Origin of the sequence: Bacillus sp. V5-8f, from assembly GCF_002863565.1 — a bacterium.
In the GTDB taxonomy this organism is placed as follows: Bacteria; Bacillota; Bacilli; order Bacillales; family DSM-1321; genus Peribacillus.
This window is the reverse complement of the sequence record NZ_PGUW01000015.1, coordinates 29,307-52,897: the sequence shown is the minus strand read 5'-3', so window position 1 is coordinate 52,897 and position 23,591 is coordinate 29,307. Positions and strand designations below refer to the sequence as shown.

Sequence of the window (23,591 nt, the reverse complement as noted above, 5' to 3'; positions counted from 1 at the left end):
TAAAAAACCCCCTTATCGGTGAGAGACTGATAAGGGGATTTTCATTTGCCAATCTATTTGAATAACCATCTCACCTATTCTGCTTGCTTATCTTCCAATCCTTTAAACATCTTGTTGATCATTCGGACCTGACAACCATCATCAGTCCGCTGAGTTCACGCACTCAAATGATCAACTTCACTTTGTTTCATAAAGGAAAAAGCATTAGACGAAACAGTCATCCGGCATGAAAATTTGACTTAATTTTTAACAGCATTTTGCCAATCGGCAGCAAATTTTTCAATGCCTTGATCAGTTAGTGGATGTTTGGAAAGCTGTTCGATGACTTTGTATGGAATGGTCGCAATATGTGCCCCAGCCAAAGCCACTCGGGTTACATGATCCGGATGGCGGACAGAAGCTGCAATAATTTGTGAGTCCAGATTTTGGATTCGGAATAATTCAGCGATTTTTGAAACCAATTGCACACCATCTTCAGAAATGTCATCCAGACGGCCTAAGAATGGTGAAACATATGTAGCGCCTGCGCGTGCAGCCAATAGCGCCTGGTTCACTGTGAAAATTAGGGTAACATTCGTTTTAACGCCCTTTTTTGCTAGATAACGAGTAGCCTCTAAGCCGGCTAGAGTCATAGGCAGCTTGATTGTAATGTTTTTATCTCCGCCATTAATTTTGATCAACTCATCTGCTTGTGCAATCATATCTTCTGCAGTAACAGCATCAGGAGTGACTTCGGCAGAGACGGATTCAACTTCAGGCACAGCTTGAAGGATTTCACCGATACGGTCTTCGAATTTCACGCCCTCTTTTGCAACTAAGGAAGGGTTCGTAGTAACTCCTGACAATACACCAACTTTGTACGCTTTTTTAATTTCTTCTAGGTTTGCAGTATCAATAAAAAATTTCATGTTCCTTAACCTCCATTTTTATAAGAAAAGCGCAAGCACCCTTTAAGAAATGTCAAGATGCCGATGTTAATATACAAAATTACTGGGTCCTTGCGCTAGACATGAATGAATTATACAATACTTTGAATACTATTGGTAAAATAAGCTACTTATTTCTTTTCTACAGCATGTCCACCAAATTCATTGCGAAGGGCGGCTACTACCTTGCCTGTAAACGTATCGTCTTCTAATGAACGATAACGCATCAATAAGGACATGGCGATAACAGGAGTAGCTGTCTGTAAATCCAAAGCTGTTTCCACCGTCCACTTGCCTTCACCGGAGGAATGCATGATCCCTTTGATTTCATCCAGCTTCGCATCCTTGGAAAACGCGTTTTCTGTCAGCTCCATGAGCCATGAGCGGATGACGGAGCCATTATTCCAAACCCTCGCTACCTTTTCATAGTCAAAATCGAATTCGCTTTTCTCTAATACTTCAAAGCCTTCGCCGATGGCAGCCATCATGGCATATTCAATTCCATTGTGAACCATTTTCAAAAAGTGGCCGCTTCCTGCTCCTCCAGCATATAAATAGCCATTTTCCACAGAAGTGTCACGGAAGATCGGCTCAACGATTTCCCATGCTTCGCTGTCTCCACCGATCATGTAGCAAGCTCCATTGCGCGCACCTTCCATACCGCCGGATGTTCCTGCATCCATAAAGTACAAGCCTGCTTCGTGTAACTCGTTATAGCGGCGAATCGATTCCTTATAGTGTGAATTGCCTGCCTCAATCACAATGTCACCTTTGGATAATAATGGTGTTATTTCACCGATAACGGAGTCTACAACCCCATGAGGAACCATAATCCAAAGAACTCTTGGAGTGTCCAGCGATTGAACGAGCTCCTGTAGGCTAGAAGTTCCTTTGGCGCCATAAGACGTCATTTCTTCTACCGCGTTAGTATTTAAATCAAACGCGACTACCTCATGTTTATGATCAATTAAGTTTTTTCCAAGGTTTAAACCCATTTTTCCAAGGCCGATTAGTCCGACTTGCATTCTCATTTCCCCCTATAGTTTCATCTCTGTTGTTATTCTTCGTTCCGCAATAAAGGAAATTTCACTTGCCCTGATTCCTGGCATTTGATCCTGATGTCTATGATGAAGGACATTTCACTTGCATGACTCCAGGATTTTGTCCTTCATGAGCGATGAAGAACATTTTACTTACCTGACTCCAGGATTTTGTCCTTCATGAGCAAGGAAGGACGTTTTACTTGCCTGTTTCCTGGATTTTGTCTTTCATTTGCGGTATTTCATTTTCTATATTTCTATTGATGACACCGTTAGCTTCCTATGAAGGTTGACGATAGAAACAATTCGATTGAAACAATTACATCCTTTTTCCCTCATAGGAACCCTCACATTATGCTACAATGCTCGTTGACTTCTAAGCTTAATAGTAAACTTAAATCTTTAATAATTCTTTTGCTGTTTGAACAACGTTTTCTGTTGTAAAGCCGAATAGCTCCATGACCTGATTACCAGGAGCTGAAGCCCCAAAAGTATCAATAGAAAGTACTTTTCCTTGCAGGCCTGCAAAACGTTCCCAACCTAGAGAGATGCCCATTTCAAGGGAAATTCGTTTTGTTATAGAAGAAGGAAGAACCATTTCCTTATAATCTTCTGGTTGTCGATCAAACAATTCCCAGCTTGGCATAGCAACGACTCGTACAGATACGTTTTCTTTTTCTAATTCCGCTTTTGCGTTAACAGCCAATGAGACCTCTGAACCGGTTGCCAACAAGAGTACGTCCGGTTTTTCGTTTGTTTGTGTCAATACATAAGCACCTTTAGAAACATTTTCGATATTGCTCTTTGTTTCTTCATACACCGGCAGGTTTTGACGGCTGAGGACAAGCGCAACAGGACCATCCGTTTGCTGTAAAGCATAAGCCCAAGCACTCGCTGTTTCATTCGCATCAGACGGGCGGATGACAGTAAGCCCCGGAATCGCACGTAGGCTGGCTAGATGCTCGACTGGCTCATGAGTTGGACCGTCTTCACCAACGGCAATGGAATCGTGCGTCAACACATAGATGACAGGTAATTTTTGAAGAGCTGCCAGGCGGATGGATGGGCGCATATAATCGTTAAATACGAAGAATGTGCTCACAAATGGCTTCACGCCTCCGTGAAGGGCCATCCCGTTTCCAGTTGCCGCCATGGCGTGTTCCCGCACGCCAAAGTATACATTCCGTCCGCTATACGACTTCACCGCATAGGCATCTTCACCTTTGATATCAGTCATAGTTGAATGAGAAAGGTCGGCGCTTCCTCCAAAAATAGCAGGAACTGATTTCACATAATGATTGATCGCTTCCCCGCTTGCTACGCGAGTTGAAATCGACTTTCCAGCTTCATAAGTTAGTATGTCTTTTGCTTCGATCAGAAATTCGCCTTTGATGGCTTGTTCCAATTCATTAGCTAATTCAGCATTCGCTTCTCGGTAAGAGTTGAATAGCTCATTCCATTGATTTTCTTTTTCCATGCCTTTTTGTTTAAGTTCTGCAAAATGGCCCTTAACTTCTTCCGGAACAAAGAAATCTTCACCGTAGCCCCAACCGTATGCTTCTTTTGTAGCGATCGCTTCTTCAATGCCAAGCGGTGCACCATGAGCTTTGTTTGTGCCGGCCACTTTCGGGCTGCCGTAGCCGATAATGGTCCTGATTTCGATAAGTGTTGGCTGGTCAGGATTTTGCTTTGCTGCTTCAATGGCCTTCGTGATATCTGCCACGTCATTGCCGTCTTCCACACGCAAATATTGCCAGTTGAAAGATTCCGCTCTTTTTTGAACATTTTCTGAGAATGAGAGATTTAATTCCCCATCCAATGAGATTTCATTTGAATCATATAAAACGATGAGCTTGCCAAGTTTCATATGGCCAGCCATAGACATGGCTTCGTATGAAATCCCTTCCATCAGATCCCCATCTCCAACGAGGGCGTAAGTATAATGGTTAACTACCGGGAACCCATCTTTGTTAAATTTCGCAGCTAAATGCGCTTCAGCCATAGCCATTCCTACCGCATTCGCAATTCCTTGCCCCAGAGGACCTGTGGTAGCTTCCACCCCATCTGTGTGGCCGAATTCCGGATGGCCCGGTGTTTTACTGTTTAATTGACGGAAGTTCTTCAGATCTTCAATGGATACATTGTACCCATTCAGGTGCAGCAAGCTATATAACAAGCTGGAACCGTGGCCGGCAGAAAGAACAAATCGATCCCGGTTAAACCACTTGGCATTTGCAGGATTATGGTTTAAATGATTCGCCCATAATGCATAAGCCATAGGGGCTGCTCCCATCGGAAGGCCCGGGTGGCCAGAATTGGCACTGTTGACTGCATCAATAGATAAAGTTCGTATTGTATTAACGGCTAATGATTCGATGTTTAGAGCCATATTTTTTCCTCCTCGTGGTGTCTTTTCTACATTAAACGGATAAGGCTATTTCATCGGTTTCCGAAGGATCTTCATCCAGCCACCAGTTGAATCCTTCCTCTTTCAGCAAGTTATGGGCTGCCTCGGGACCATAAGAACCTGAAGGATAGGAATGAAGAGGCAACAGTTTTTCTTCAAAAGCCTCTATAACAGGCTGTACCCACTGCCAGGACAATTCAACTTCCTTCCAATGGGCAAAGAATGTAGAATCGCCGCGGATGGCATCAAAAATCAATCGTTCATAAGCTTCCGGTACCCCTTTTTGCTCAGCAGAAAAGTTTACCTTCACTGGTTCGATTCCACCGTTATTGAATGGATTTTTACTATTCAATTGCAGCGTAATATTTTCATTCGGATTGATTTCAATAATTAACAGATTAGGATTTACATTCCCTTTCTGGTTTTTGTACATCTCTTTGAGGGAGTTTTTAAATTCAATTACAATACGTGTCGATTTTTCTTTCATCCGTTTTCCTGTTCGGATATAGAACGGAACACCGCTCCAGAAAGGGTTGTCAATCAGCAGTCGCGCGGCAACAAAGGTATCGTTGTTTGAAGAAGCGTCGATTCCAGGTTCTTCTTTATATCCAACAACCTGCTGCCCGTTAATGTTCCCCGCACCATATTGTCCACGTATCACGTGTGTACCAACTTCCTCTTTGCTGAGTGGACGAAGGGCTTCAAGTACCTTAATCTTTTCTTGACGTATGTTGTTCGCGCTGATTTCTTCAGGAAGATGCATGGCTGTCATCATGACCATCTGCAACATATGGTTTTGGACCATATCACGAATTGCACCGGAGTGATCATAATAACCGGCTCTCTCTTCTACACCCACCGTCTCGCTTGCTGTAATTTGGACATTGGCAATATACTTGTTGTTCCATAAAGCCTGAAGGATGGGATTTGCAAATTCAAGGGCTTCCAGGTTTTGAACCATTGGTTTTCCAAGGTAATGGTCAATCCGATAAATTTCCTCTTCGTCGAACGCTTTGCTAAGTTTTTCATTTAGCTCGCGGGCTGATTTCAAATCATGGCCAAAAGGCTTTTCAATAATGAGACGCTTCCATCCATTGGTAGAACCTAAACCACTGTCTTTAATATTTAATGCGATCAAGTCAAAAAACTCAGGTGCAACGGATAAGTAGAACATCCGATTGTCCGGAATGTTCAATTCTTTTTCACGCCGCTCGACAAGCTCTAAAAGTTTTTGGTAGTCATTCTTATTTGTTGCATCAAAGATACAATAACGGAAGGCTTCAAGAAACTCGTCCATTTTGTTCTTATCGTCTGGTAATCTTCTGGAAAATGTCTCGATCGATTCCTTGACATTAGCCTGGAAATCGGAATCCGACATTCCTCTACGGCCTAACCCAATGATTGAAATGGGCCCAGGCAATTTATCTTCCACAAACAGATTATATAACGCTGGGTAAATTTTTCTTTTCGCTAAATCCCCTGTTGCCCCAAATAAAACAAAGGACATCGATTCCATGTTCGTTCCCCCTTATTTATGTAACTAGTTTTTATGCCTTTGTCGGGATATTCATTAGATTGCAGGTAGCTAGGCACAAAGAACGCACACGTACCAGAGGAATCTTTATCTCCCTAAAAAAACAAACATTACAGGAATTTTTTATTCAATTGGTTACTTTTCATAACTATAGTAAACCTGCTTATTTTAAGCGTCAAGCAAAATGTTTAAAGTAAAACCAATAAGTAAAAGACACAATCTTCCGAATTGCGAAACATAAAAATGAAAGCGGTTAACTAATTAATAATACACAAGTTACTATAAGTGCACTAAAATACATAGCGACTTCTGTTTTATGCCTATTGCTGCCTATTTTATATGTTGTTTCTTATGGCTTCAATCGCGGCTTTTCGATCGCTTTGCCCATAAATAGCAGAGCCTGCAACAAGAACATTCGCTCCGGCCTCCACGCATAATTTAGCCGTTTGTGCCTGAATGCCTCCGTCGACCTCAATTTCAGTTGATAACCCGCGTTCCTTGATCATCCTAGACATTTGCTTGATTTTTGGCAAAACACTTTCAATGAATGTTTGTCCACCAAAACCGGGATTTACAGTCATCAATAAGACTAAATCAATATCCTGGAGGATTTCTTTCACTTGCTCGACCGGAGTACCCGGATTTAAAACGACCCCTGCTTTTTTTCCATATTGTTTAATTAGCTGGATCGTGCGGTGCAAATGAGGGGACGCCTCAACGTGAACCGAGATGATATCAGCTCCGGCTTTAGCGAACGCAGGAATATAAACATCCGGCTTTTCAATCATTAAATGCACATCCAAAGGCAATCTTGTGACAGGACGGATTGATTCCACAATAAGTGGACCAATTGTGATGTTAGGCACAAAATGGCCGTCCATTACATCTACATGGACATAATCGGCGCCACCGGCCTCTACTTCTCTTATCTCTTCTGCCAGCTTGGAAAAATCAGCAGACAGGATAGAAGGTGCTATTTTAACCATTTCATTCAACCTCGCATTTTCTTTTGGATTTCCTGTGATTCATAACGGAAATGCCCGACTAATAGACACATAGGATGTTTGGGCGAAAAATTACATGTATCAGCGGAAATTGATATGTACCAGTGAAAACCCGTTTTATGAGCGAAAATTACTATATCAGCGAAAAATCAGATTTATGGGCCAAGTCTCGGTTAGGAGATTTTCGCAGCATTACATCCCGTTTTCTGATTTGCGCTCCTTCAATATAATTTCTTTGTTCTCGTTCAATGTAATGACTTTGTCAGCCATACGGACAAATAACCCGTTTTCGACAACACCCGGAATCATATTTAGACTTTGTTCCAGTTTTTCTGGATCAGAAATCTCCTTGAAATCACAATCGAGAATATAATTACCGTTATCAGTATTATATGGTATCCCTTTTTCGCGACGCAGGCGTGGATTGCCTCCCAGTGCGTGGATATGTTTTGCAGTCATTTCAAATCCAAAAGGAACAACCTCGACAGGAAGTCCAAATGCTCCCAATGTCTTTACCTTTTTGGAAGAATCAGCAACAACAATAAAAGTATTGGCTGCGTGTGCGATGATCTTCTCACGCAAGAGCGCCCCGCCACCTCCTTTAATAAGATCGAAATGATCGTTCACTTCATCCGCTCCGTCCAGTGCCAAATCAATTCCATCAATCTCACTAAAAGTCACAATCGGAATCCCGTGCTGTCTTGCCAGTCGTTCTGTTTGGATGGAAGTGGCAACCCCTTTAATGGACAGGCCTTGTTGAACAAACTCGCCAAGCTTTGCTATCGTATAAAAAATTGTTGAACCCGTACCTATTCCCACAACCATGCCATCCTTCACGAACTCTGCCGCTTTTTCACCAACCATCCGTTTTTCATTCACTTTGTTCACTCTCCTTTCGCGTTAAGTTTCTTCCGCTAAGTAATTTCTCTTTACATCTTTTAAAAATAGAAGAGAATTTGTTAGTGATTCCCAATAGAAATCATCTTTATCTTGCCCATTGTTTTCTGACTTGTTCTTCGGCCAGGTTCAGGATCTCATCTTGCCGGGCCTTGCCGTTCACAACTACGTTGGTTTGATATTTGTGTCCATTTAGGTTCACGACTACTGTTATTTCTTTCATCCTTTTCCCTTCTTTCTGTATTCAGATTTAGAGTAACTTTTTTTATTTAGGTTACATGACGTAACTATAATAGTCCTCGTGATAAACATCGTCAACAAAAAAGCGTGAAGCTACTTACTATGTACTTTTCTATATATTTTTCGGTATCTACAACTGTACCTTGAATAAATATTGATTCAATCAATTCTGTATATGGGTTACTAAAAGTGTGTATGATACCAAGTGTGGGAAACATTAATGAAACCGTCGATATGTATGTTATTAAGCTCAGATATGATTTACATAACTACAGGCTTGTTAGGCAAAGCATTCCGTGTACTGTCATGAGACCGAAATCTCTTATTTCGTGTGCTTCGATATATCGTTTTTTCACCATGAAGGAATCCTACAAACAAACCGTTCATTTAAACAATCGGCATACAGACACTAAAGAGCCATGAGTCGAATATTCCTCGAATAACACTCTCACATATCTGGAATCATATTACAAAAGGAGATGGATGAAATGCGACATGTGATTGCTTTTTTAATTAAGTTTCTTTCCACACTTGTTGTTCTTGGGATTATTCTTGGAGTGGTATTTGATTATTCGGTCGGCGATGTGGTGTATATTTCCTTCGGGTTAAGTGCAATTGGCTATCTTTTAGGTGACCTCTACATTCTGCGAAGAACAAGTAACACGATTGCGACTATTGCAGACTCCGTATTGGCATTTCTGGTGATCATGTACATCAGTTCTATCGTAACTAATGAAGCTTACTTGGTCACGGCGTCATTGTTAGGAGCTTCGTTTATTACCATTTTGGAATTCTATTATCATCGGATTGTCCCTCGAAGAGAAAATGAAAGACAAGCAACAAACACAAATGAGAACCGCAGGGTAAACAACGCTAAATTTCAAACTGAGGCATCAGAAGACCTTGCGATTGCTAGACCTGACGTAAGAAACGCAAAGGAAGAAAATAACCACGATCCAAATACAAATAAGGTATAAAGGTACCCAATTAAAAGATTGGGTATTTTTTTGCCTATCATCTCCGTATCAACGTATCTTCGAAACCCTCAAAGAAGCATGGCCGCTCCCGACTAACTAATGTTAAAAATTTCGAATGCAATATTGGTTTGATTTACCATCCTTATATATCCATTTATATGGTAATATTAGCATGTTACTTAATTACCAACATTATAAAGGTGGTTATTATGCGGAAGGTAAAAAAATTATTGCTTGTGGTTGTAACCTTTGTACTTTTATCTATTTTCCCAAATCAGTCTGACGCTCACTCTGGGGGATTAGACAAATTAGGAGGACATTTCCGGAATTCTGATTGTGCCTATTTATTACATAAGCCTACTAGTTTAGCCAAAACAGCAAAAAGCAAAGCTCAATTGCTTACCCTAATTAAAAAGCACAGCAGCAACTCTTGTAAGAATAAGCTTACAGTGAACAAGATCTACCTAGAAGACGGCTATAAGCTGCCAAACGGTACTGCACCAACACCGGCACAAACTTTAAACACAAAATATACAGCAACTCTCTCCAGCTGTGTAGATGGAGATACAGCCAATTTTAAAATCAATGGCAAAGTAACAAAAACCCGTTTCCTTTTCATTGATACGCCGGAGTATACAACAACAAAAGAAAAGTATGGAAAAGAAGCAAGCAATTACACATGCTCCCGACTGAAGCAGGCAAAGAAAATTACGCTGGAGTTAGATGGCAAAGATAAGTACGACAAGTACAGCCGTCTGTTAGCATGGGTCTGGGTTGATGGAAAGCTTCTCCAAGAGGATATTACGAAATCTGGTTGGGTTGAAGACTTTTACGACTATGGCACGTATCGATTTGAAACCAGGATCCGTTCAGCAATGACTTATGCCAAGAAATATCATAAGGGAATGTATTAAGGCATTAACAAAAAAGAATTTCTATGTGAACGGACGATAAAATAACGAGGCTTCCAGCAAGTCGGTTTCTCTGACTACCCGGAGCCCCGTTTCTTTTTTTATAAAATAAATGTGAAAATGCCAAATTTAAACATAGTGAGGACAACAATCCCCTGCTTGAATCATTCCATTTAAAAAGATGATTGCTTTCTTTACTTTAACTCATTTATTTGTTTCGTTAACTCTTTAAATTTCTTATCAAGTTCTCTGTACCATGCGTCGGTTGGGCTGATAAAGCTAAGCTTAGTAGCCAATAAAAAACCCTCCCAGTTATTTGGAAGGATTAGCCGTACCTTAACATAATCAAATAAGCTATGTACGATTCGTAGCTCAACAATTTATAGGTAAATGGGGAGACTAATCCTATTTCTTTCATTTGAAATATTTGATTTCAAAGTTAAAAAATAAGATTAGTTATTCACCGTTCATCCATCATCCCTTCAAGATTATTGAATCCGGTATAGCACAACCGGACATGTAAAAACAAAAGGAAGCTATTCTTCTGATACAGGAATAACAGCAGCTCTTAATGCCTCCTCCAGCGAGGACATATATTGATGTTTCTCATGGAAAGTCCAATTAAATCGGTCTGCTAAATAGGTGATTACTCCATTCTTCCACTTTTTTACGCTTTGAACAGCAAATAAAGTGGCTCCAGTTCTACGGTTAAAAAAATCGATTGGTGTAGCAATCATTTCTTGTTCAACTGAATAAAGCAGCTTAGCAAATATGTCTAAAGGCAATTGATATTTTTTTGCATCAACTATATGATCTTTCAATAATTGAAACACCGTTTGACTATTGGAACCATATATTCTTGCTAGTTTTACCGCTTCATCCTTAGTCAGACCTATTTCAACACCTTTTTTGGTTTGATCCGCAACAAATGACTCAAATCGTTTTGAACCGCCGACATCACCACCTGAAATAGGGAGATGCTTTGTTATACAAGAATCAAAGATGAGTCCCTCTTCAGAACGGAATTGTCGAGCGAGTAAATCAATTACCGTTTCAGCCATTTTTCTGTAGCCTGTTAGCTTACCGCCTGCAATCGTGATTAAACCTGTATCCGACTCCCAAATTTCATCTTTCCGGGAGATTTCTGATGCACTTTTTCCTTCTTCAAAGATAAGTGGACGGACACCTGCCCAGCTGGACTCCACATCTTTTTCACTGATTTTCAGTTCAGGGAACATATAGTGTATGGCATCTAATATATAAGAACGATCGCTTGCTGTCATAGAAGGATTTACAACATCCCCACTATAAAACGTATCCGTGGTTCCTACATAGGCCTTCCCCTCACGCGGGATTGCAAACACCATCCGACCATCTGGCGTATCAAAATAAATCGCTTGTTTTAAGGGGAAACGCGACTGGTCAATGACTACGTGAACTCCTTTAGAGAGCTGTAGGAACTTCCCTTTTTTGGATTGATCCATCACGCGAATTTCATCAACCCAAGGGCCCGCTGCATTCACAATTTTCTTTGCACGTATTTCATACTTTTCTCCCGTTAATTGGTCCTGTACAAGAACACCTGATACCCTTCCATTTTCATAAACAAGCCTTAATACCTTTGTATAATTGCAGGCAGTTGCCCCTTTTTCCACCGCAGCCTTTATCACCTCAATGGTAAGCCGCGCATCGTCGGTACGGTATTCAACATAATAGCCGCCTCCTTGTAAGCCGGCTTTTTTCAGAAGTGGTTCTTTGGCTAATGTCTGCTCTGAAGATAGCATCTTTCTTCGTTCAGTTTTTTTAACACCTGCCAGGAAATCATATACACGGAGCCCAATTGAAGTACTAAATTTTCCAAAAGTGCCGCCTTTATGGATGGGCAATAGCATCCATTCAGGGTTTGTCACATGCGGTCCATTTTCATATACAATCGCCCGCTCTTTCCCGACCTCTGCAACCATTTTCACTTCATATTGTTTCAGGTATCTAAGCCCCCCATGAACCAATTTCGTCGACCGGCTAGAGGTACCCGCTGCAAAGTCCTGCATTTCAACAAGGGCTGTTTTCATTCCTCTTGTCTGGGCATCGAGGGAAATCCCAGCTCCTGTAATTCCCCCGCCAATTACTAAAACATCGAATACTTGATTCTTAAATTTGTTTATAAAATCGTTACGGTTTAGGTTTGAAAATTGCAAAATGGATCCCTCCTGATGTTGATTTTCCAAATTAAATAACAAAAGACCACAAAACACACTATCAATATGATAATGTTTTTGTGGTCTCTCCGAATCTCCTGCCAAATATTAACTTGGATTCATTTTACCATAAAAGAATTCAGTTGAATATTAATTTGCTTTAAAAACCATTGTTGCATGTACCGCTTTTTTCCAACCGTTATATAAATCATCACGTTGTTGAGCCGTCATGTTTGGAGAAAACTGCCGATCAACGGACCATTGCTTCGCTATTTCCTCTCTGCTTTCCCAGAAACCAACAGCAAGTCCTGCGAGGTAGGCTGCTCCCAATGCTGTTGTTTCATTTACGACAGGCCTTTGTACCGGAACATCCAAAAGACCGCTTTGGAACTGCATGAGGAAATTATTTTTAACTGCTCCTCCATCGACACGAAGGGTTTTCAGTTCAATTCCTGAGTCAGCTTCCATAGAAGCGATCACATCTTTCGTCTGGTAAGCCAATGACTCTAATGTTGCCCGGATAAAATGCTCCTTCGATGTGCCGCGGGTTAAACCAAAAACAGCCCCTCGAGCCTCACTATCCCAGTATGGCGTGCCTAAACCTACGAAAGCCGGAACTACATAAACGCCATCTGTTGATTCAACCTTTGTTGCATAGCCCTCGCTTTCCTTTGCATCTTGCAGCATTTTTAATCCATCACGAAGCCACTGAATGGCAGAACCAGCCACAAAAATACTACCCTCAAGTGCGTATTCCACTTTGCCCTTCAAGCCCCATGCTATGGTGGTTAATAATCCATGATCAGATGAAACAGCATTTTCTCCGGTATTCATTAACATGAAGCAGCCGGTACCATACGTATTCTTCGCCATTCCTTTTTCAAAGCATGCCTGTCCAAATAGGGCGGCTTGCTGGTCACCCGCCGCCCCTGCAATAGGAACCTCTTTGCCAAAGAAATGATAATCGGCGGTGTTTGCATAGATTTCAGAGGAAGGTCTAACATCTGGGAGCATTGATCTTGGGACGCCTAAAATTTCCAGCAATTCATCATCCCATTTTAATTCATGGATGTTGAACAATAAGGTTCGGGATGCATTGGAGTAATCTGTTACATGGGCACGGCCCCCAGAAAGCTTCCAAATCAACCACGTATCAATCGTTCCAAACAATAACTTTCCTTGATTCGCTTTTTCACGTGCCCCTTCCACGTTGTCAAGAATCCATTTTACCTTTGTTCCGGAAAAATAAGCATCAAGTAACAGCCCGGTTTTTTTACGAAAAAGGTCATTATAGCCTTTTTCTCTTAACTCTTCACAAATTTCTCTAGTTTGTCTAGACTGCCATACAATGGCATGATAAACCGGTGTACCCGTTTCCTTATCCCAAACGACAGTTGTTTCGCGCTGATTTGTAATCCCAATTCCTGCAATTTGTTCGGGTTTTATGGACGATTCGGACAGGACTCCTGCAATTACTGAAAGAATAGAACCCCAAATTTCATTGGCGTTATGTTCCACCCAGCCTGGTTTCGGAAAATGCTGCGTGAATTCCTTTTGAGCGATATGTACAATTTCACCATTCTTATCAAAAATAATCGCTCGAGAACTTGTTGTCCCTTGATCGAGAGATAATATGTATTTTTCCAAGATACTCCCCTCCGTTAATTAAGCAGACTACTTTATTTTGATTAATTCTAACCAACTATATATGTCTTGCAGGACTCTGCCATAGATAAAAAGGAGACCCACGGACAGACCTAAACCTTCGAGTTGGTTGCTGTGTGAATCTCCATATCTCCGTTACTATTATATGTGTAGTCTGAATATGCACTTCCTGTGGTAAGTATATAATTCCATGAAAAACGGTGTCAATCACTTAATACTTATTCTGTGCCTTCCGAAAACAAGTCCCATAATTTCCGTTTTGAAGTGGTGATGGCTGTTGCCCCTGCCAAAAGGGCTGCATTTACATCATCAGGCGTCCGGATTAACCCCCCGGCAAAAATGGGCAGGTTCACTCTTTCTTTTACTTCCGAAATGATGGCAGGCATAGCTCCAGGAAGGACCTCTATGTAATCAGGCTGGGTTTTTTCGATTAACTTATAGCTTTTTTCAAGAGCGTGGCTGTCAATGAGGAACATTCTTTGTACAGCAATAACCCCTTTCTGCTTTGCTTTTTGGATGACACTTGATTTAGTTGAAATCAACCCAAAAGGCTTGTATTCCTGACAAATATACTCTGTGGCGTATTCATCATTCTTCATACCATGGATTAAATCTACATGGTAGATCATCTTCTTGCCTTTTTCCTTCGCCATTCTATCAATATGCTTTAACTGGGCCATATGCATATCTAAAAAAACACCAATCTCGTAGGAGCTTTGCAAAAACGCTTCGAAGTCCTTCATGTTTGCGGAAGCAGGTAAAATTTTTTGTTTCATTTATTTAGTCCTTTCGGCAGTAACATGATTATTACGAATTTTTTCATCTTGCCTTATTGTTCCATAGAAGATACCACTAGTTTTTTAATACATTATGCATTATGTCCTTCATTGCGGACATGAAGGACATAACCCCGGTATTAGACAAATAAAATGTCTTTTATCGGGGATCTGAAGGAAAAAATCCTGGGATCAGGCGAGTTAAATATTCTTCATCCGTACATGAAGGACAACTCTAGAAATTAGCCAAGTGGATATGAACATAATTTTACTATAAAGTTACTAGTACCTCTCACATTTTTGAACCAGGATTTTAAAACATTTTTTAAGTTAAAAATAGTGGGGGTAAATTACGAAGACAATTGTTTGTATACTTCTTTCTCCAAAAAAAGTGGCGCTAACATCTATTGTCACAAATTCGTCAAATTTTACATTCATCACCTATTTTCTTTCATAATTTTACATTGTAAAATATTGTATTGATATCACATTTCTAGAAAGTGAGGATCTTAAGCATGACCAGTCAATTACTTACATATATGATACAAAAACGTAGAGCAAAAATGATTGATGCTGGATTAAAATATGGCTTAAGCTCTCCGATCACTGTACAAAGAAGCCAAGAGTTAGATTACCTTTTAAATATTCAGTTTAATCTTCGTAAATACTGCAGTTAAAAAGTTTTTACCCTTCTTTGACAAACTGATTAGGTGATGTTCCGGTTCCTTTAGCACGACATTAAATCGTTCCGTTATATCTCTTTATCCAGGGATCAAAGTTTGGTTTACTCACAAAAAACAAGCATCCATAAATGGACACTTAATTTTCAATATTTTAATCTACATTTGTTTTAGTCTTTCGCTATTGCCACTTTAAGGACAAATTATGTGCAATATTTGTTTTCGTCACTTACTTGAAGAATCGTCCTCAAGGGCCCTGGTTGTAGCTAAATCATTGTCTTTAGACTTAATATCAGTATCTTCTAATTCTGTTATTGAGTGGAACGAGTCATCCCAAGTAAATTCAAAGTTGTTTTTTGATTTTTCGCCAGTTGGATCATGTCTCAACTTTATCTCCTCCTTATGCTTTTACTCCTTCTTATTATTGGCTAATAAAAGAAAATTCATTTGTTCCATTAAAGGTATTTAACAAAATATCCCTTAGGCAAAAGCATAATGCCGCCATTCTTCTAACTTCGTTCATAAAGCTTTTCGCTCAAATATTTGATTTTTTACTTATATATTAGATTTTCGCTTAAATATCTATTTTTTCGCTTATATATTAAAGCTATGAAAAAACAAATGCACTCCCTTATATAAATCCATGCTATTACCAATGTTTGCATCTTCCCCCTCCCTCCTTTTTAACCCCGTAAAACGTTACAAAATATCAATTCCATTAGGTGAGCCTGTTTTCCTAATCCGTTCCGCGAAAAATAGGAAGAATTGTCTAAATATTGTAAATTATTATGGTTATCATTTGAAAATCTGTCGATATATCCCTAAGATGGTAAATGTATTACAAATACACATCAACGGAGGGAATTTATGAAGAATTGGTTTGCAGCATTTCTAGTTTTTGTCACATTGTTCACTGGGTACACACAAGCAAACGCTGAAGAAGATAGGGACTGCCCGCAATTTTCTAGCGGCGAAGAAGTGGCAAATTTTTGGGTGAGTAACGGCTATTCTGCCACAAATGACCCGCACCGTCTTGATGCAGATGGCGACGGCCTTCCATGTGAAACTTCGCAAGCTGATTTAGACCAGGCTGCCGCAACTCTAAACTCCAATGATGATTCCGACAATTCAGATACCGAAATGAACACATCTACCAACGCAAGTGAAGGAGAAGAAATGCCAGATACTGCTACCAACAACATGACCATGATTGGCTTTGGTGTCGCATTGTTACTAGCCGGCTCTGTGTTGGTGTTCCGGAAAAAGGAAACTAACTAAATGATTAATTATAGGAAGACGACAGGGCAGCCTGTCGCCTTCTTTACATGTAAGGAGACAAAAGAATGACACGATGGATAGGAATTTCCTTAATGCTTGCAGGTTTGATAGTTGGGGCTTATTTCTCTCTAGAGTGGCACACTGGCCGTTCAGCTGCTGAAAATCTGGACAACAAGGAACTGAAGAAATATCAAAAGATAGAAAAAGCAGTACATGAGGATATTAAGGTTTCAGACTTAAACGAGCAAGAAGCCCCTTACGTCAAGCAAACCTCATCTACATCTATGCACTACCCAAAAGGAGAACAGGTGGCCATGCTCGTGATTCCAAAAATCGGCCAAAAATATTCAGTATACTGGGGAACTGACGCAGATGTCCTGAAAAGGGGTGTGGGCATGTTTGTCAGTAACTTAACAACAACGCCGAAAGGCGGCGGCCATACTGTCCTAAGCGGACACCGGGATACAGTATTCTACAATCTTCATGAGCTAAAGGAAGGAGACGTCCTTAACGTGGAGTATGATGGCAGCCTATTCACGTATACTATCCAAAACATATTTATAACGGAAAAAAATGACCGATCTGTGATTGTAAAAAAAGGAGAACCTACATTGACGCTAACCACCTGTTATCCCTTTAATTATGTAGGAAATGCGCCTGAGCGATATGTAATACAAGCGATACTAATTCAATGAGAAATCCACAAAAGATAGTGACCTTTTGAGCCGCTATCTTTTTTGTTCGTATAACATCCACGCACTCTTATTAAATCGTTTCATTTTTATTGTACAGGAATGATGAAAATTTAAAGCCAATCAAAAAGCATATAGATACTGAATTTCCAGTAGGTGCTCATTTTGATGGTTGCAGATGTGAAATTTATTTCTCTATAAAAAAGAACAAACCTGATGTCAGTTTTTAATGCAGACACCAGGTTTGTCACATGTAAAACCTAAATAATCAACCTCACCCAACCAGCACCCAAATAATCTCACAATCTTCTTCACCATCATTGAAAGCAATATGCTCTTCGCCTGCTGGAATAAATGTGGCGTCTCCACTAGATATACGGTAAGTAGTACCGCCGCTCTCCACAGCAAGGGAGCCTTTTACAATAATGGAATATTCATTTTCTGTGTGCTTGGAGACCCCTTCAACAGGAACACGCTTCCCTGCAGGAATTGATACAGTACCCATCTTTAAATTTCCGCTCACATTCATCTTTTCGAAAAGGTTTCGCATTGGTACAGCAGAAAGTGGATCAACATCCACTTTGTCAATTTTCAACACTTCCATCCTTACGCCCCCCTTTTTTGCCTTTCTTCTGTAATTCCTTCAACAGCAAAAGATACACAGTGGACTAGCACACCATAATCCATTTTTGCTTGTTCAATAGTGATATAGCCATTTTTCGCATCAAGCGCCACTTTTTCAGCAGGACGGTCAAATGGGTGCCCATACCCTCCGCCTGTTGCCGTCATCAGTTTCACGACATCGCCTCTGTTTAACGGATATCTTGGGTAGATTCCAAACGGTCCGTCCACTTCACCATTTGCTTTTTCAATGATGAATTCATTTGCAGATCCTTCGTTAGCATCACCTACGCCCCAAGGCATGAATTGATTTCTGCCAAATGTAGCAGAGACGGTCTGGTTGTCTGTCATGGCTCTATATGAACGGATTACACCGGCACCACCGATGTATTCTCCTGCTCCTGCTCCATCAGTTCGAAGACTGTATTCATCAATCATGACACCATATCGTGTTTCAGCAACCTCAACAGGAACATTATACGTTTCACCGTCACCAAAACAGAATTGTCCTCTTGCACCATCCTGCCCTTCAGCTGCACCCCATCCGCCTACTGAAGGTTCAACAATAAGAAACGGTGAATTGGTATCCTGATGTAGGCCAGATAAAACAACAGAGCAAACGGATAGCAAATGTCCAGCTGATAGACGGTCAGGCATTACAGGGGCGAGTGCTTTCCAAATCAGGTCGGCTCCACCAAACATACTTTCCCAGTAAATCGATACAGGTGCCGGGCGTTCGGCTGACAAAACAGAACGTTCGTCGGTAATGACCTCGAGCAAACGGAAGACGCCGTCATTCGCATCCTGGGTAGGATTTGTGATCGCAAGGAAAATCGCTCTTACAGCTGAAACAAGGGCGGTGTACGAACAATTTATCGGTCCAGGTACCTGTGGGGAACTCCCGCGGAAATCAGCGATGAATTTTTCAACGGTTATCGTCACTTTTACCTTGATTTTAAATGGGCCGTTCTTAAACCCATCATCATCGATAAAATCTTCTGCTTCAAATATACCCTTAGGAAGCTTAGCTAGTTCTTTCCTAGCAATTTGTTCCCCGTGATCGAGCAAATGATTCACTGAATCCTTCAAGACTTCTTTGCCATATTTGTCACATAGCTCTTTCACCCTTTTATCGCCTGTTCTGAGAGCGGCAACCTGTGCCCATAAATCACCCAAAGAAAGATCAGGGAATCGGACATTGGAACGAATGATATCAATTAATGAGTCGTTCACTGTCCCTTCACTGAAAAGTTTTACACAAGGGAACTGCAATCCTTCCTGGAAGATTTCTGTCGCATCATTACTGAAAGAACCAGGATCCTTCCCTCCAACTTCCGTCCAGTGCGCTTTGTTGGCAGAGAAAGCAACAATCTCGCCATCATGGAAAATCGGCATAACCAGTCCGACATCCGAAAGGTGGGAGCCTCCTCCCCCATATGGATCATTAATGATAATGATGTCCCCTGGTTTCAATTGATCACCGAACTTGTCAATGGTTGTCCGCACCATAAATGAAAGCATGCCAATAAACCCTGTTACCCCGTTGCCCTGGGTAAGAAGCTGCCCTTTTGAATCCAATAAACCACTTGCATAATCCAGCGTCTCGTAAATGATCGGACTCATGGAGGTTCTGGCAAGCGCAATAAACATCTCTTCACCAATCGCGATTAACGAATCCTTCACAATCTCGAGTGTAAATGGGTCAACCTTTGTTTTCATTTGTGCCATCTTACTCCACCCCTGTATCAATGATTAAATTTCCATAAGAATCAACTGCCACACTCTGGCCAGGGTATAATACCGTTACAGCTGATTGTTCTTCCACGATCGCCGGCCCCTGAATTTTTGCACCTGAGCCTAATAACTGACGGTTGTATACATTGGTTTTAACCCAGCCAATTTCTTCGTAATAAACAGGACGCGTTTCTTTTAATGCTTCTTCTGCAGGCTTGTTTTCTCCACCGATCTGTTTTAATTGCGGTTTAACTACCTTACCAAATGCGGTTAAATGAAGATTGACAATTTCAACATCCGTACCATCTAGTTTGAAGGTGTAGTTTTGCTCATGAAGTTGTCCGAAGCGTCCTATAACATCTGCAATCGTTTCGCTAGTCCAGTTTCCTCCTGGCACAGGTACCTTTACCGTATGTTCCTGTCCGGTGTATCTCATATCAGCAAAACGGGAAAAGACTACGCTGCTTTCTTCCATCCCTTCTGCTTTATATTGCTGGTAGGCTTTTGATTCCAACTTGTCCCACTCTTTATTCAGCACTCCTGCTTCCGTATTCGCCAGACTCTTGATATAGGTTTGAATATAGTCATGTCGCAAGTCTGTCATAAGCATTCCCCAAGCCGAGAAGACGGAGGATGCCACCGGAACAATCACCTTCTTAACGCCCAATTCTTTGGCCAATGCTGTTGCATGCATGGAGCCGCCGCCGCCAAAAGCCACAAGGGTAAAATCTTTTGGATTGTGACCTTTTCTAATGGAAATCAACTTTAATGCATTCAACATGTTAGAGTTGGCGATCCGAATGATGCCAAGTGCTGCTTCTTCAACGGATAATTCATAATGCTCCGCTACTTTTTCCTTTATCGCATCTTTAACTTGTTCTAAATCCACCTCAAAGTCAAAGTTTTCCGGCGAAAGGCGCCCAGTTAAAAGGTTAGCATCAGTTGTAGTAGGTTCTGTACCGCCTTGGCCGTATGCTACCGGACCCGGTACTGCCCCTGCTGATTGAGGACCTACTTTTAGTGATCCTGCATCATCGATCCATGCGATAGAACCGCCGCCATTTCCGATTTCCACGATGTCGACAACTGGAACCTTGATAGGGTAGCCAGCATTCCGTTCATTTTTTTCAATGAAATAGTCTGTAGATACCTTTACCTCCCCTTTATTAATGAGGGAGCATTTCGCTGTTGTACCTCCAATATCAAATGCGATAATATTTTCCTCGCCCAAAATTTCACCCAGGACGGCTGCCCCGTAAATGCCTGCTACAGGACCAGATTCAACCATGTTAATAGGCGTTTGCTTGGCACTATCAAACGTAGTTGTTCCTCCATTTGATTGCATGATGTAGTTCTGGCTTTCCGTTTTGCCCTCCAGCAGTTTTCCATGAAGGCGATCTACATAGGAAGCAGCAATTGGCTTTACATATGAATTAAAGACAGCCGTACTTGTCCTTTCGTATTCACGCCATTCTTTAGTCACCTCATAGGAGGCAGTTACAGCTACTTCAGGCCACAATTCTTTAATCAGTTCGACTGTTTCCTGTTCATGGGAAGAATTTACATACGAATGTAAATATGAAACGGCTATTGCTTCGACTCCCTCTTGTTTGAAGTATTCAATGATTTCCTTGAGCTGCTCAATATCCAATGGGGTAACTACTTCCCCTTTATAGTTCAGACGCTCGTCAACTTCCTTTCGTAGATACCGATCTACAAATGGAATTGGTTTTTGATAGCGAACATTAAAAAGATCAGGCCTGTTCCCTCTTGCAATTTCAAGTACATCCCGGAAGCCCTTCGTCGTAATCAGGCCGGTTTTAACACCCTTCCTTTCTGTTAAGGCGTTAATAATGACAGTTGTGCCATGTATGAAGGTTTTGATCGCCGTCTGGTCGATGCCGCTCTTTTCGATAACATCGATGACCCCTTTTTCAAAATTGGGAGGGGTTGTATGGCTCTTTGCCACTCCAATTTCCCCATCCTCTAACACGTAGACCAGGTCTGTAAATGTACCGCCAATATCGGTTGCTACTCTCATAATAATCCACCTTTCTGGTAAACTCTTTCTCTAGCACGGTCAGAAAATAACCGGTGTCAACACGCATAATAAGGTTGTTTCATCATTTAAAGGATTTTCGACAAAGTGAGCGCATGTTGAAGGAAAATGAATCGAATCCCCTTTTCGGACAAAATATTCTTTTCCATCCACATTAAAAAGCGCTCCACCCTTTAGGACATAATAAAACTCTTCGCCAGGATGGCTATAATTCTGGGTCTGTTTCTGATTCGGCGCCAAGGTTACCAGGAGCGGTTCAATATTTCTTCCCTGGAATTCCCCGCTTAACCGGGTATATGTAAACTGAGAACCTTCTATTTGAAAAGGCTTTTGTTCACTTTCCTTGATTATGTAATTGGCATTCGAGTAATCCTCAAAAAACTCGGTAATATTCACCTGCAGCGCATCCGCAATTTTCTTTAATGACGTAATCGCCAAGGAGGAGGCCCCTCTTTCCACTTGTGACAGGAAGCTAACAGAAAGCTCTGACTTCTCGCTCAGCTCCTTAAGCGTCAAACCATTTTTGACCCTCAAATCCTTTATCTTTTGGTAGATTTCATCCATACCATGCTCCTTTTATGCAAGACTCAATATTCCCGCTTTTGTTCTATAAAACTATAGTCAGTATTACAGAAAATATTTATTATTTTGTAAAAATTCTAGTAATACTGTAATTTTGTTTCATATTACCATAATTAAATTGTAATTGAAAGAAAATTTCAATAAATTAAAATTCGCGAATGTTATAAGACTTTTAACACAGATTACACCAACTGCCAGATCTTGACACACAAACCTTATATTGCAGTTTCTTGCTGTCGTTTTTCCTGTTTTAAACGATCGGCTTCTATTTGTTTCTCTATTCCTCCGTTGGAATGTTATATTAACGCACAATGCTATCACTGCGCAGTTCTTCTTAGTGCTCCCGGCATGGGTGAACAATATGGAAATAGGTTTCATCTACATAAAACAGTAAAAACATGTTGAAACTTTTAAAAGATGTATAAAGATGAAGGACCACTGGATGACGATATGTTCTACTCTAATTGTGGGGTATTAGCGGACGAAATAATCACAATTGAATTACTATTGAAGGTTTTTTCGGGGTACAGCTATCAAATCAATTATACAGAGCAAAATACATCGATTTCATTTTCTAATTTTCTCTGAATGGGGCATATGTTCGATTTAAAGTGTATCATTTAATAGTTTTAACTCACCCTATAAATGACTGAAAGGATTCAGGTTATAAATGGTGAATATTTATGGACTTTTAAAATAACAATTTTATAATAAGTTTAAAGCGAAACAACTTTAAAACAAAAAAAGGTATGTGGTGTGTTATGTATAACATCGGAGAAAGAATTAAACAGATAAGACTAGACAAGGGACTTACAAAGGAGCAGCTAGCCGCTACCTTAGAATTAACAAATGGTTACGTTTCACAGCTAGAAAGTGGCGAAGCTATTCCGAGTGTTTTCTTTCTTTACAACCTGGCAGATATTCTAGAAGTTCAAATCCATGAGTTTTTTACTAGTGAATCTCCTAAAGAAACAAAATGGAGAGAGGTAACTGATTACTTTGAGAATCACGATATAGGACCAGAAGAAGTGATTAATTTGTTTAAAGTCTTACGCAAGCTGAAATAGATGAATTACTATTATTGTTTATTTTACCAATCGTTCAAGACTACAAAGGGTATAGCAAATCATATTTCAAAGAGAATTGTCTGGACAGCAGTAAAATAAATAATATTAAAATGCAATCCACTGTATTCAGATACAGTGGATTATTTATTATATAACAAAAACCCCACTTCAGTTAGAAGTAGGGTAATCGCTGGGATCTCGATTTCAATGCTTAACATAAAAATATAGTAGGTTGGATTTGAATACACCGTTACTTTATTGTTTAAAATAAAGCATATACACATATTTTGTAGTTCATCCTAT

General features: G+C 40.6%; 21 protein-coding genes. 6 read left to right on the top strand and 15 right to left on the bottom strand.

All coding sequences use genetic code 11. The annotated features are described in order from the left end of the window. Positions 1 to 239: 239 nt before the first annotated feature. The 7 genes from fsa to CUU64_RS21725 all read right to left on the bottom strand — a co-directional run bounded on the left by fsa (position 240) and on the right by CUU64_RS21725 (position 8,031). Positions 240 to 908, bottom strand: coding sequence for a fructose-6-phosphate aldolase (gene fsa / locus CUU64_RS15035; RefSeq protein ID WP_101634407.1), 669 nt, complete (start codon positions 906 to 908; stop codon positions 240 to 242). Between the two features lie 149 nt (positions 909 to 1,057). Further along, positions 1,058 to 1,951 (bottom strand): phosphogluconate dehydrogenase (NAD(+)-dependent, decarboxylating), encoded by an 894-nt coding sequence (gene gnd / locus CUU64_RS15030; protein WP_101634406.1) that lies wholly within the window; start codon positions 1,949 to 1,951, stop codon positions 1,058 to 1,060. A gap of 409 nt (positions 1,952 to 2,360) precedes the next feature. Next, positions 2,361 to 4,355 (bottom strand): transketolase, encoded by a 1,995-nt coding sequence (tkt, locus tag CUU64_RS15025; RefSeq protein ID WP_101634405.1) that lies wholly within the window; start codon positions 4,353 to 4,355, stop codon positions 2,361 to 2,363. 31 nt (positions 4,356 to 4,386) lie between these two features. After that, positions 4,387 to 5,889, bottom strand: a complete 1,503-nt coding sequence (gene zwf / locus CUU64_RS15020) for a glucose-6-phosphate dehydrogenase (RefSeq protein ID WP_101634404.1) — start codon at positions 5,887 to 5,889, stop codon at positions 4,387 to 4,389. A 353-nt stretch (positions 5,890 to 6,242) separates the two neighbouring features. Further along, positions 6,243 to 6,893 (bottom strand): ribulose-phosphate 3-epimerase, encoded by a 651-nt coding sequence (gene rpe, locus CUU64_RS15015; RefSeq protein ID WP_101634403.1) that lies wholly within the window; start codon positions 6,891 to 6,893, stop codon positions 6,243 to 6,245. 210 nt (positions 6,894 to 7,103) lie between these two features. Beyond that, positions 7,104 to 7,790 carry a ribose-5-phosphate isomerase RpiA gene (gene rpiA, locus CUU64_RS15010; RefSeq protein ID WP_101634402.1) on the bottom strand — a complete coding sequence of 229 codons (687 nt, stop codon included), beginning with the start codon at positions 7,788 to 7,790 and terminating at the stop codon, positions 7,104 to 7,106. A 106-nt stretch (positions 7,791 to 7,896) separates the two neighbouring features. Further along, positions 7,897 to 8,031, bottom strand: coding sequence for a BA3454 family stress response protein (locus CUU64_RS21725; protein WP_142383638.1), 135 nt, complete (start codon positions 8,029 to 8,031; stop codon positions 7,897 to 7,899). A 505-nt stretch (positions 8,032 to 8,536) separates the two neighbouring features. On the opposite strand from CUU64_RS21725, the gene CUU64_RS15005 reads away from it, so the two are divergent. Then, positions 8,537 to 9,025, top strand: coding sequence for a YndM family protein (locus CUU64_RS15005; protein ID WP_180954620.1), 489 nt, complete (start codon positions 8,537 to 8,539; stop codon positions 9,023 to 9,025). Positions 9,026 to 9,234: 209 nt separating this feature from the next. Further along, entirely contained in the window at positions 9,235 to 9,939 is a 705-nt protein-coding gene (locus CUU64_RS15000; RefSeq protein WP_219621876.1) for a thermonuclease family protein, read from the top strand. A gap of 533 nt (positions 9,940 to 10,472) precedes the next feature. On the opposite strand, the gene CUU64_RS14995 is transcribed toward CUU64_RS15000, so the two are convergent. The 3 genes from CUU64_RS14995 to CUU64_RS14985 all read right to left on the bottom strand — a co-directional run bounded on the left by CUU64_RS14995 (position 10,473) and on the right by CUU64_RS14985 (position 14,575). Next, positions 10,473 to 12,134, bottom strand: coding sequence for a glycerol-3-phosphate dehydrogenase/oxidase (locus CUU64_RS14995; RefSeq protein ID WP_101634400.1), 1,662 nt, complete (start codon positions 12,132 to 12,134; stop codon positions 10,473 to 10,475). Between the two features lie 150 nt (positions 12,135 to 12,284). Next, complete coding sequence (gene glpK, locus CUU64_RS14990) at positions 12,285 to 13,781, bottom strand: glycerol kinase GlpK (RefSeq protein WP_101634399.1); 1,497 nt, start codon at positions 13,779 to 13,781, stop codon at positions 12,285 to 12,287. Between the two features lie 236 nt (positions 13,782 to 14,017). Beyond that, entirely contained in the window at positions 14,018 to 14,575 is a 558-nt protein-coding gene (locus CUU64_RS14985) for a glycerol-3-phosphate responsive antiterminator (protein ID WP_101634398.1), read from the bottom strand. Positions 14,576 to 15,090: 515 nt separating this feature from the next. On the opposite strand from CUU64_RS14985, the gene CUU64_RS14980 reads away from it, so the two are divergent. Further along, positions 15,091 to 15,252, top strand: coding sequence for an aspartyl-phosphate phosphatase Spo0E family protein (locus tag CUU64_RS14980; RefSeq protein ID WP_101634397.1), 162 nt, complete (start codon positions 15,091 to 15,093; stop codon positions 15,250 to 15,252). Positions 15,253 to 15,480: 228 nt separating this feature from the next. Here the strand turns inward: CUU64_RS14980 and CUU64_RS22070 are convergent, their stop codons facing one another. Next, positions 15,481 to 15,642 carry a hypothetical protein gene (locus tag CUU64_RS22070; protein ID WP_180954619.1) on the bottom strand — a complete coding sequence of 54 codons (162 nt, stop codon included), beginning with the start codon at positions 15,640 to 15,642 and terminating at the stop codon, positions 15,481 to 15,483. A 480-nt stretch (positions 15,643 to 16,122) separates the two neighbouring features. Between CUU64_RS22070 and CUU64_RS14975 the strand changes: the two genes are divergently transcribed. Together CUU64_RS14975 and CUU64_RS14970 are read left to right on the top strand one after the other, a co-directional pair. Continuing rightward, positions 16,123 to 16,533, top strand: coding sequence for an excalibur calcium-binding domain-containing protein (locus CUU64_RS14975; protein WP_101634396.1), 411 nt, complete (start codon positions 16,123 to 16,125; stop codon positions 16,531 to 16,533). A 65-nt stretch (positions 16,534 to 16,598) separates the two neighbouring features. After that, complete coding sequence (locus CUU64_RS14970) at positions 16,599 to 17,228, top strand: class D sortase (protein WP_101634395.1); 630 nt, start codon at positions 16,599 to 16,601, stop codon at positions 17,226 to 17,228. Positions 17,229 to 17,499: 271 nt separating this feature from the next. On the opposite strand, the gene CUU64_RS14965 is transcribed toward CUU64_RS14970, so the two are convergent. The 4 genes from CUU64_RS14965 to CUU64_RS14950 are packed head-to-tail and all read right to left on the bottom strand — an operon-like array spanning position 17,500 to position 22,203. Next, positions 17,500 to 17,829, bottom strand: coding sequence for a cupin domain-containing protein (locus CUU64_RS14965; protein WP_101634394.1), 330 nt, complete (start codon positions 17,827 to 17,829; stop codon positions 17,500 to 17,502). Positions 17,830 to 17,831: 2 nt separating this feature from the next. After that, positions 17,832 to 19,574 (bottom strand): hydantoinase B/oxoprolinase family protein, encoded by a 1,743-nt coding sequence (locus CUU64_RS14960; RefSeq protein ID WP_101634393.1) that lies wholly within the window; start codon positions 19,572 to 19,574, stop codon positions 17,832 to 17,834. A gap of 1 nt (position 19,575) precedes the next feature. Then, positions 19,576 to 21,621, bottom strand: a complete 2,046-nt coding sequence (locus CUU64_RS14955; RefSeq protein ID WP_101634392.1) for a hydantoinase/oxoprolinase family protein — start codon at positions 21,619 to 21,621, stop codon at positions 19,576 to 19,578. 39 nt (positions 21,622 to 21,660) lie between these two features. Beyond that, positions 21,661 to 22,203 (bottom strand): helix-turn-helix domain-containing protein, encoded by a 543-nt coding sequence (locus CUU64_RS14950; protein ID WP_101634391.1) that lies wholly within the window; start codon positions 22,201 to 22,203, stop codon positions 21,661 to 21,663. A gap of 779 nt (positions 22,204 to 22,982) precedes the next feature. Between CUU64_RS14950 and CUU64_RS14945 the strand changes: the two genes are divergently transcribed. After that, positions 22,983 to 23,288 (top strand): helix-turn-helix domain-containing protein, encoded by a 306-nt coding sequence (locus CUU64_RS14945; protein ID WP_180954618.1) that lies wholly within the window; start codon positions 22,983 to 22,985, stop codon positions 23,286 to 23,288. Positions 23,289 to 23,591 lie beyond the last annotated feature (303 nt).

What these genes read in the sequence shown, in the direction of transcription:
- CUU64_RS14960 (WP_101634393.1), bottom strand. Translation starts at nt 19,574, where the DNA reads ATGGCACAAATGAAAACAAAGGTTGACCCATTTACACTCGAGATTGTG.
- fsa (WP_101634407.1), bottom strand. Translation starts at nt 908, where the DNA reads ATGAAATTTTTTATTGATACTGCAAACCTAGAAGAAATTAAAAAAGCG.
- CUU64_RS15005 (WP_180954620.1), top strand. Translation starts at nt 8,537, where the DNA reads ATGCGACATGTGATTGCTTTTTTAATTAAGTTTCTTTCCACACTTGTT.
- CUU64_RS15000 (WP_219621876.1), top strand. Translation starts at nt 9,235, where the DNA reads ATGCGGAAGGTAAAAAAATTATTGCTTGTGGTTGTAACCTTTGTACTT.
- gnd (WP_101634406.1), bottom strand. Translation starts at nt 1,951, where the DNA reads ATGCAAGTCGGACTAATCGGCCTTGGAAAAATGGGTTTAAACCTTGGA.
- CUU64_RS14955 (WP_101634392.1), bottom strand. Translation starts at nt 21,621, where the DNA reads ATGAGAGTAGCAACCGATATTGGCGGTACATTTACAGACCTGGTCTAC.
- CUU64_RS21725 (WP_142383638.1), bottom strand. Translation starts at nt 8,031, where the DNA reads ATGAAAGAAATAACAGTAGTCGTGAACCTAAATGGACACAAATATCAA.
- CUU64_RS14950 (WP_101634391.1), bottom strand. Translation starts at nt 22,203, where the DNA reads ATGGATGAAATCTACCAAAAGATAAAGGATTTGAGGGTCAAAAATGGT.
- CUU64_RS14985 (WP_101634398.1), bottom strand. Translation starts at nt 14,575, where the DNA reads ATGAAACAAAAAATTTTACCTGCTTCCGCAAACATGAAGGACTTCGAA.
- CUU64_RS14965 (WP_101634394.1), bottom strand. Translation starts at nt 17,829, where the DNA reads ATGGAAGTGTTGAAAATTGACAAAGTGGATGTTGATCCACTTTCTGCT.
- CUU64_RS14945 (WP_180954618.1), top strand. Translation starts at nt 22,983, where the DNA reads ATGTATAACATCGGAGAAAGAATTAAACAGATAAGACTAGACAAGGGA.
- CUU64_RS14980 (WP_101634397.1), top strand. Translation starts at nt 15,091, where the DNA reads ATGACCAGTCAATTACTTACATATATGATACAAAAACGTAGAGCAAAA.
- CUU64_RS14970 (WP_101634395.1), top strand. Translation starts at nt 16,599, where the DNA reads ATGACACGATGGATAGGAATTTCCTTAATGCTTGCAGGTTTGATAGTT.
- rpe (WP_101634403.1), bottom strand. Translation starts at nt 6,893, where the DNA reads ATGGTTAAAATAGCACCTTCTATCCTGTCTGCTGATTTTTCCAAGCTG.
- tkt (WP_101634405.1), bottom strand. Translation starts at nt 4,355, where the DNA reads ATGGCTCTAAACATCGAATCATTAGCCGTTAATACAATACGAACTTTA.
- CUU64_RS14975 (WP_101634396.1), top strand. Translation starts at nt 16,123, where the DNA reads ATGAAGAATTGGTTTGCAGCATTTCTAGTTTTTGTCACATTGTTCACT.
- zwf (WP_101634404.1), bottom strand. Translation starts at nt 5,889, where the DNA reads ATGGAATCGATGTCCTTTGTTTTATTTGGGGCAACAGGGGATTTAGCG.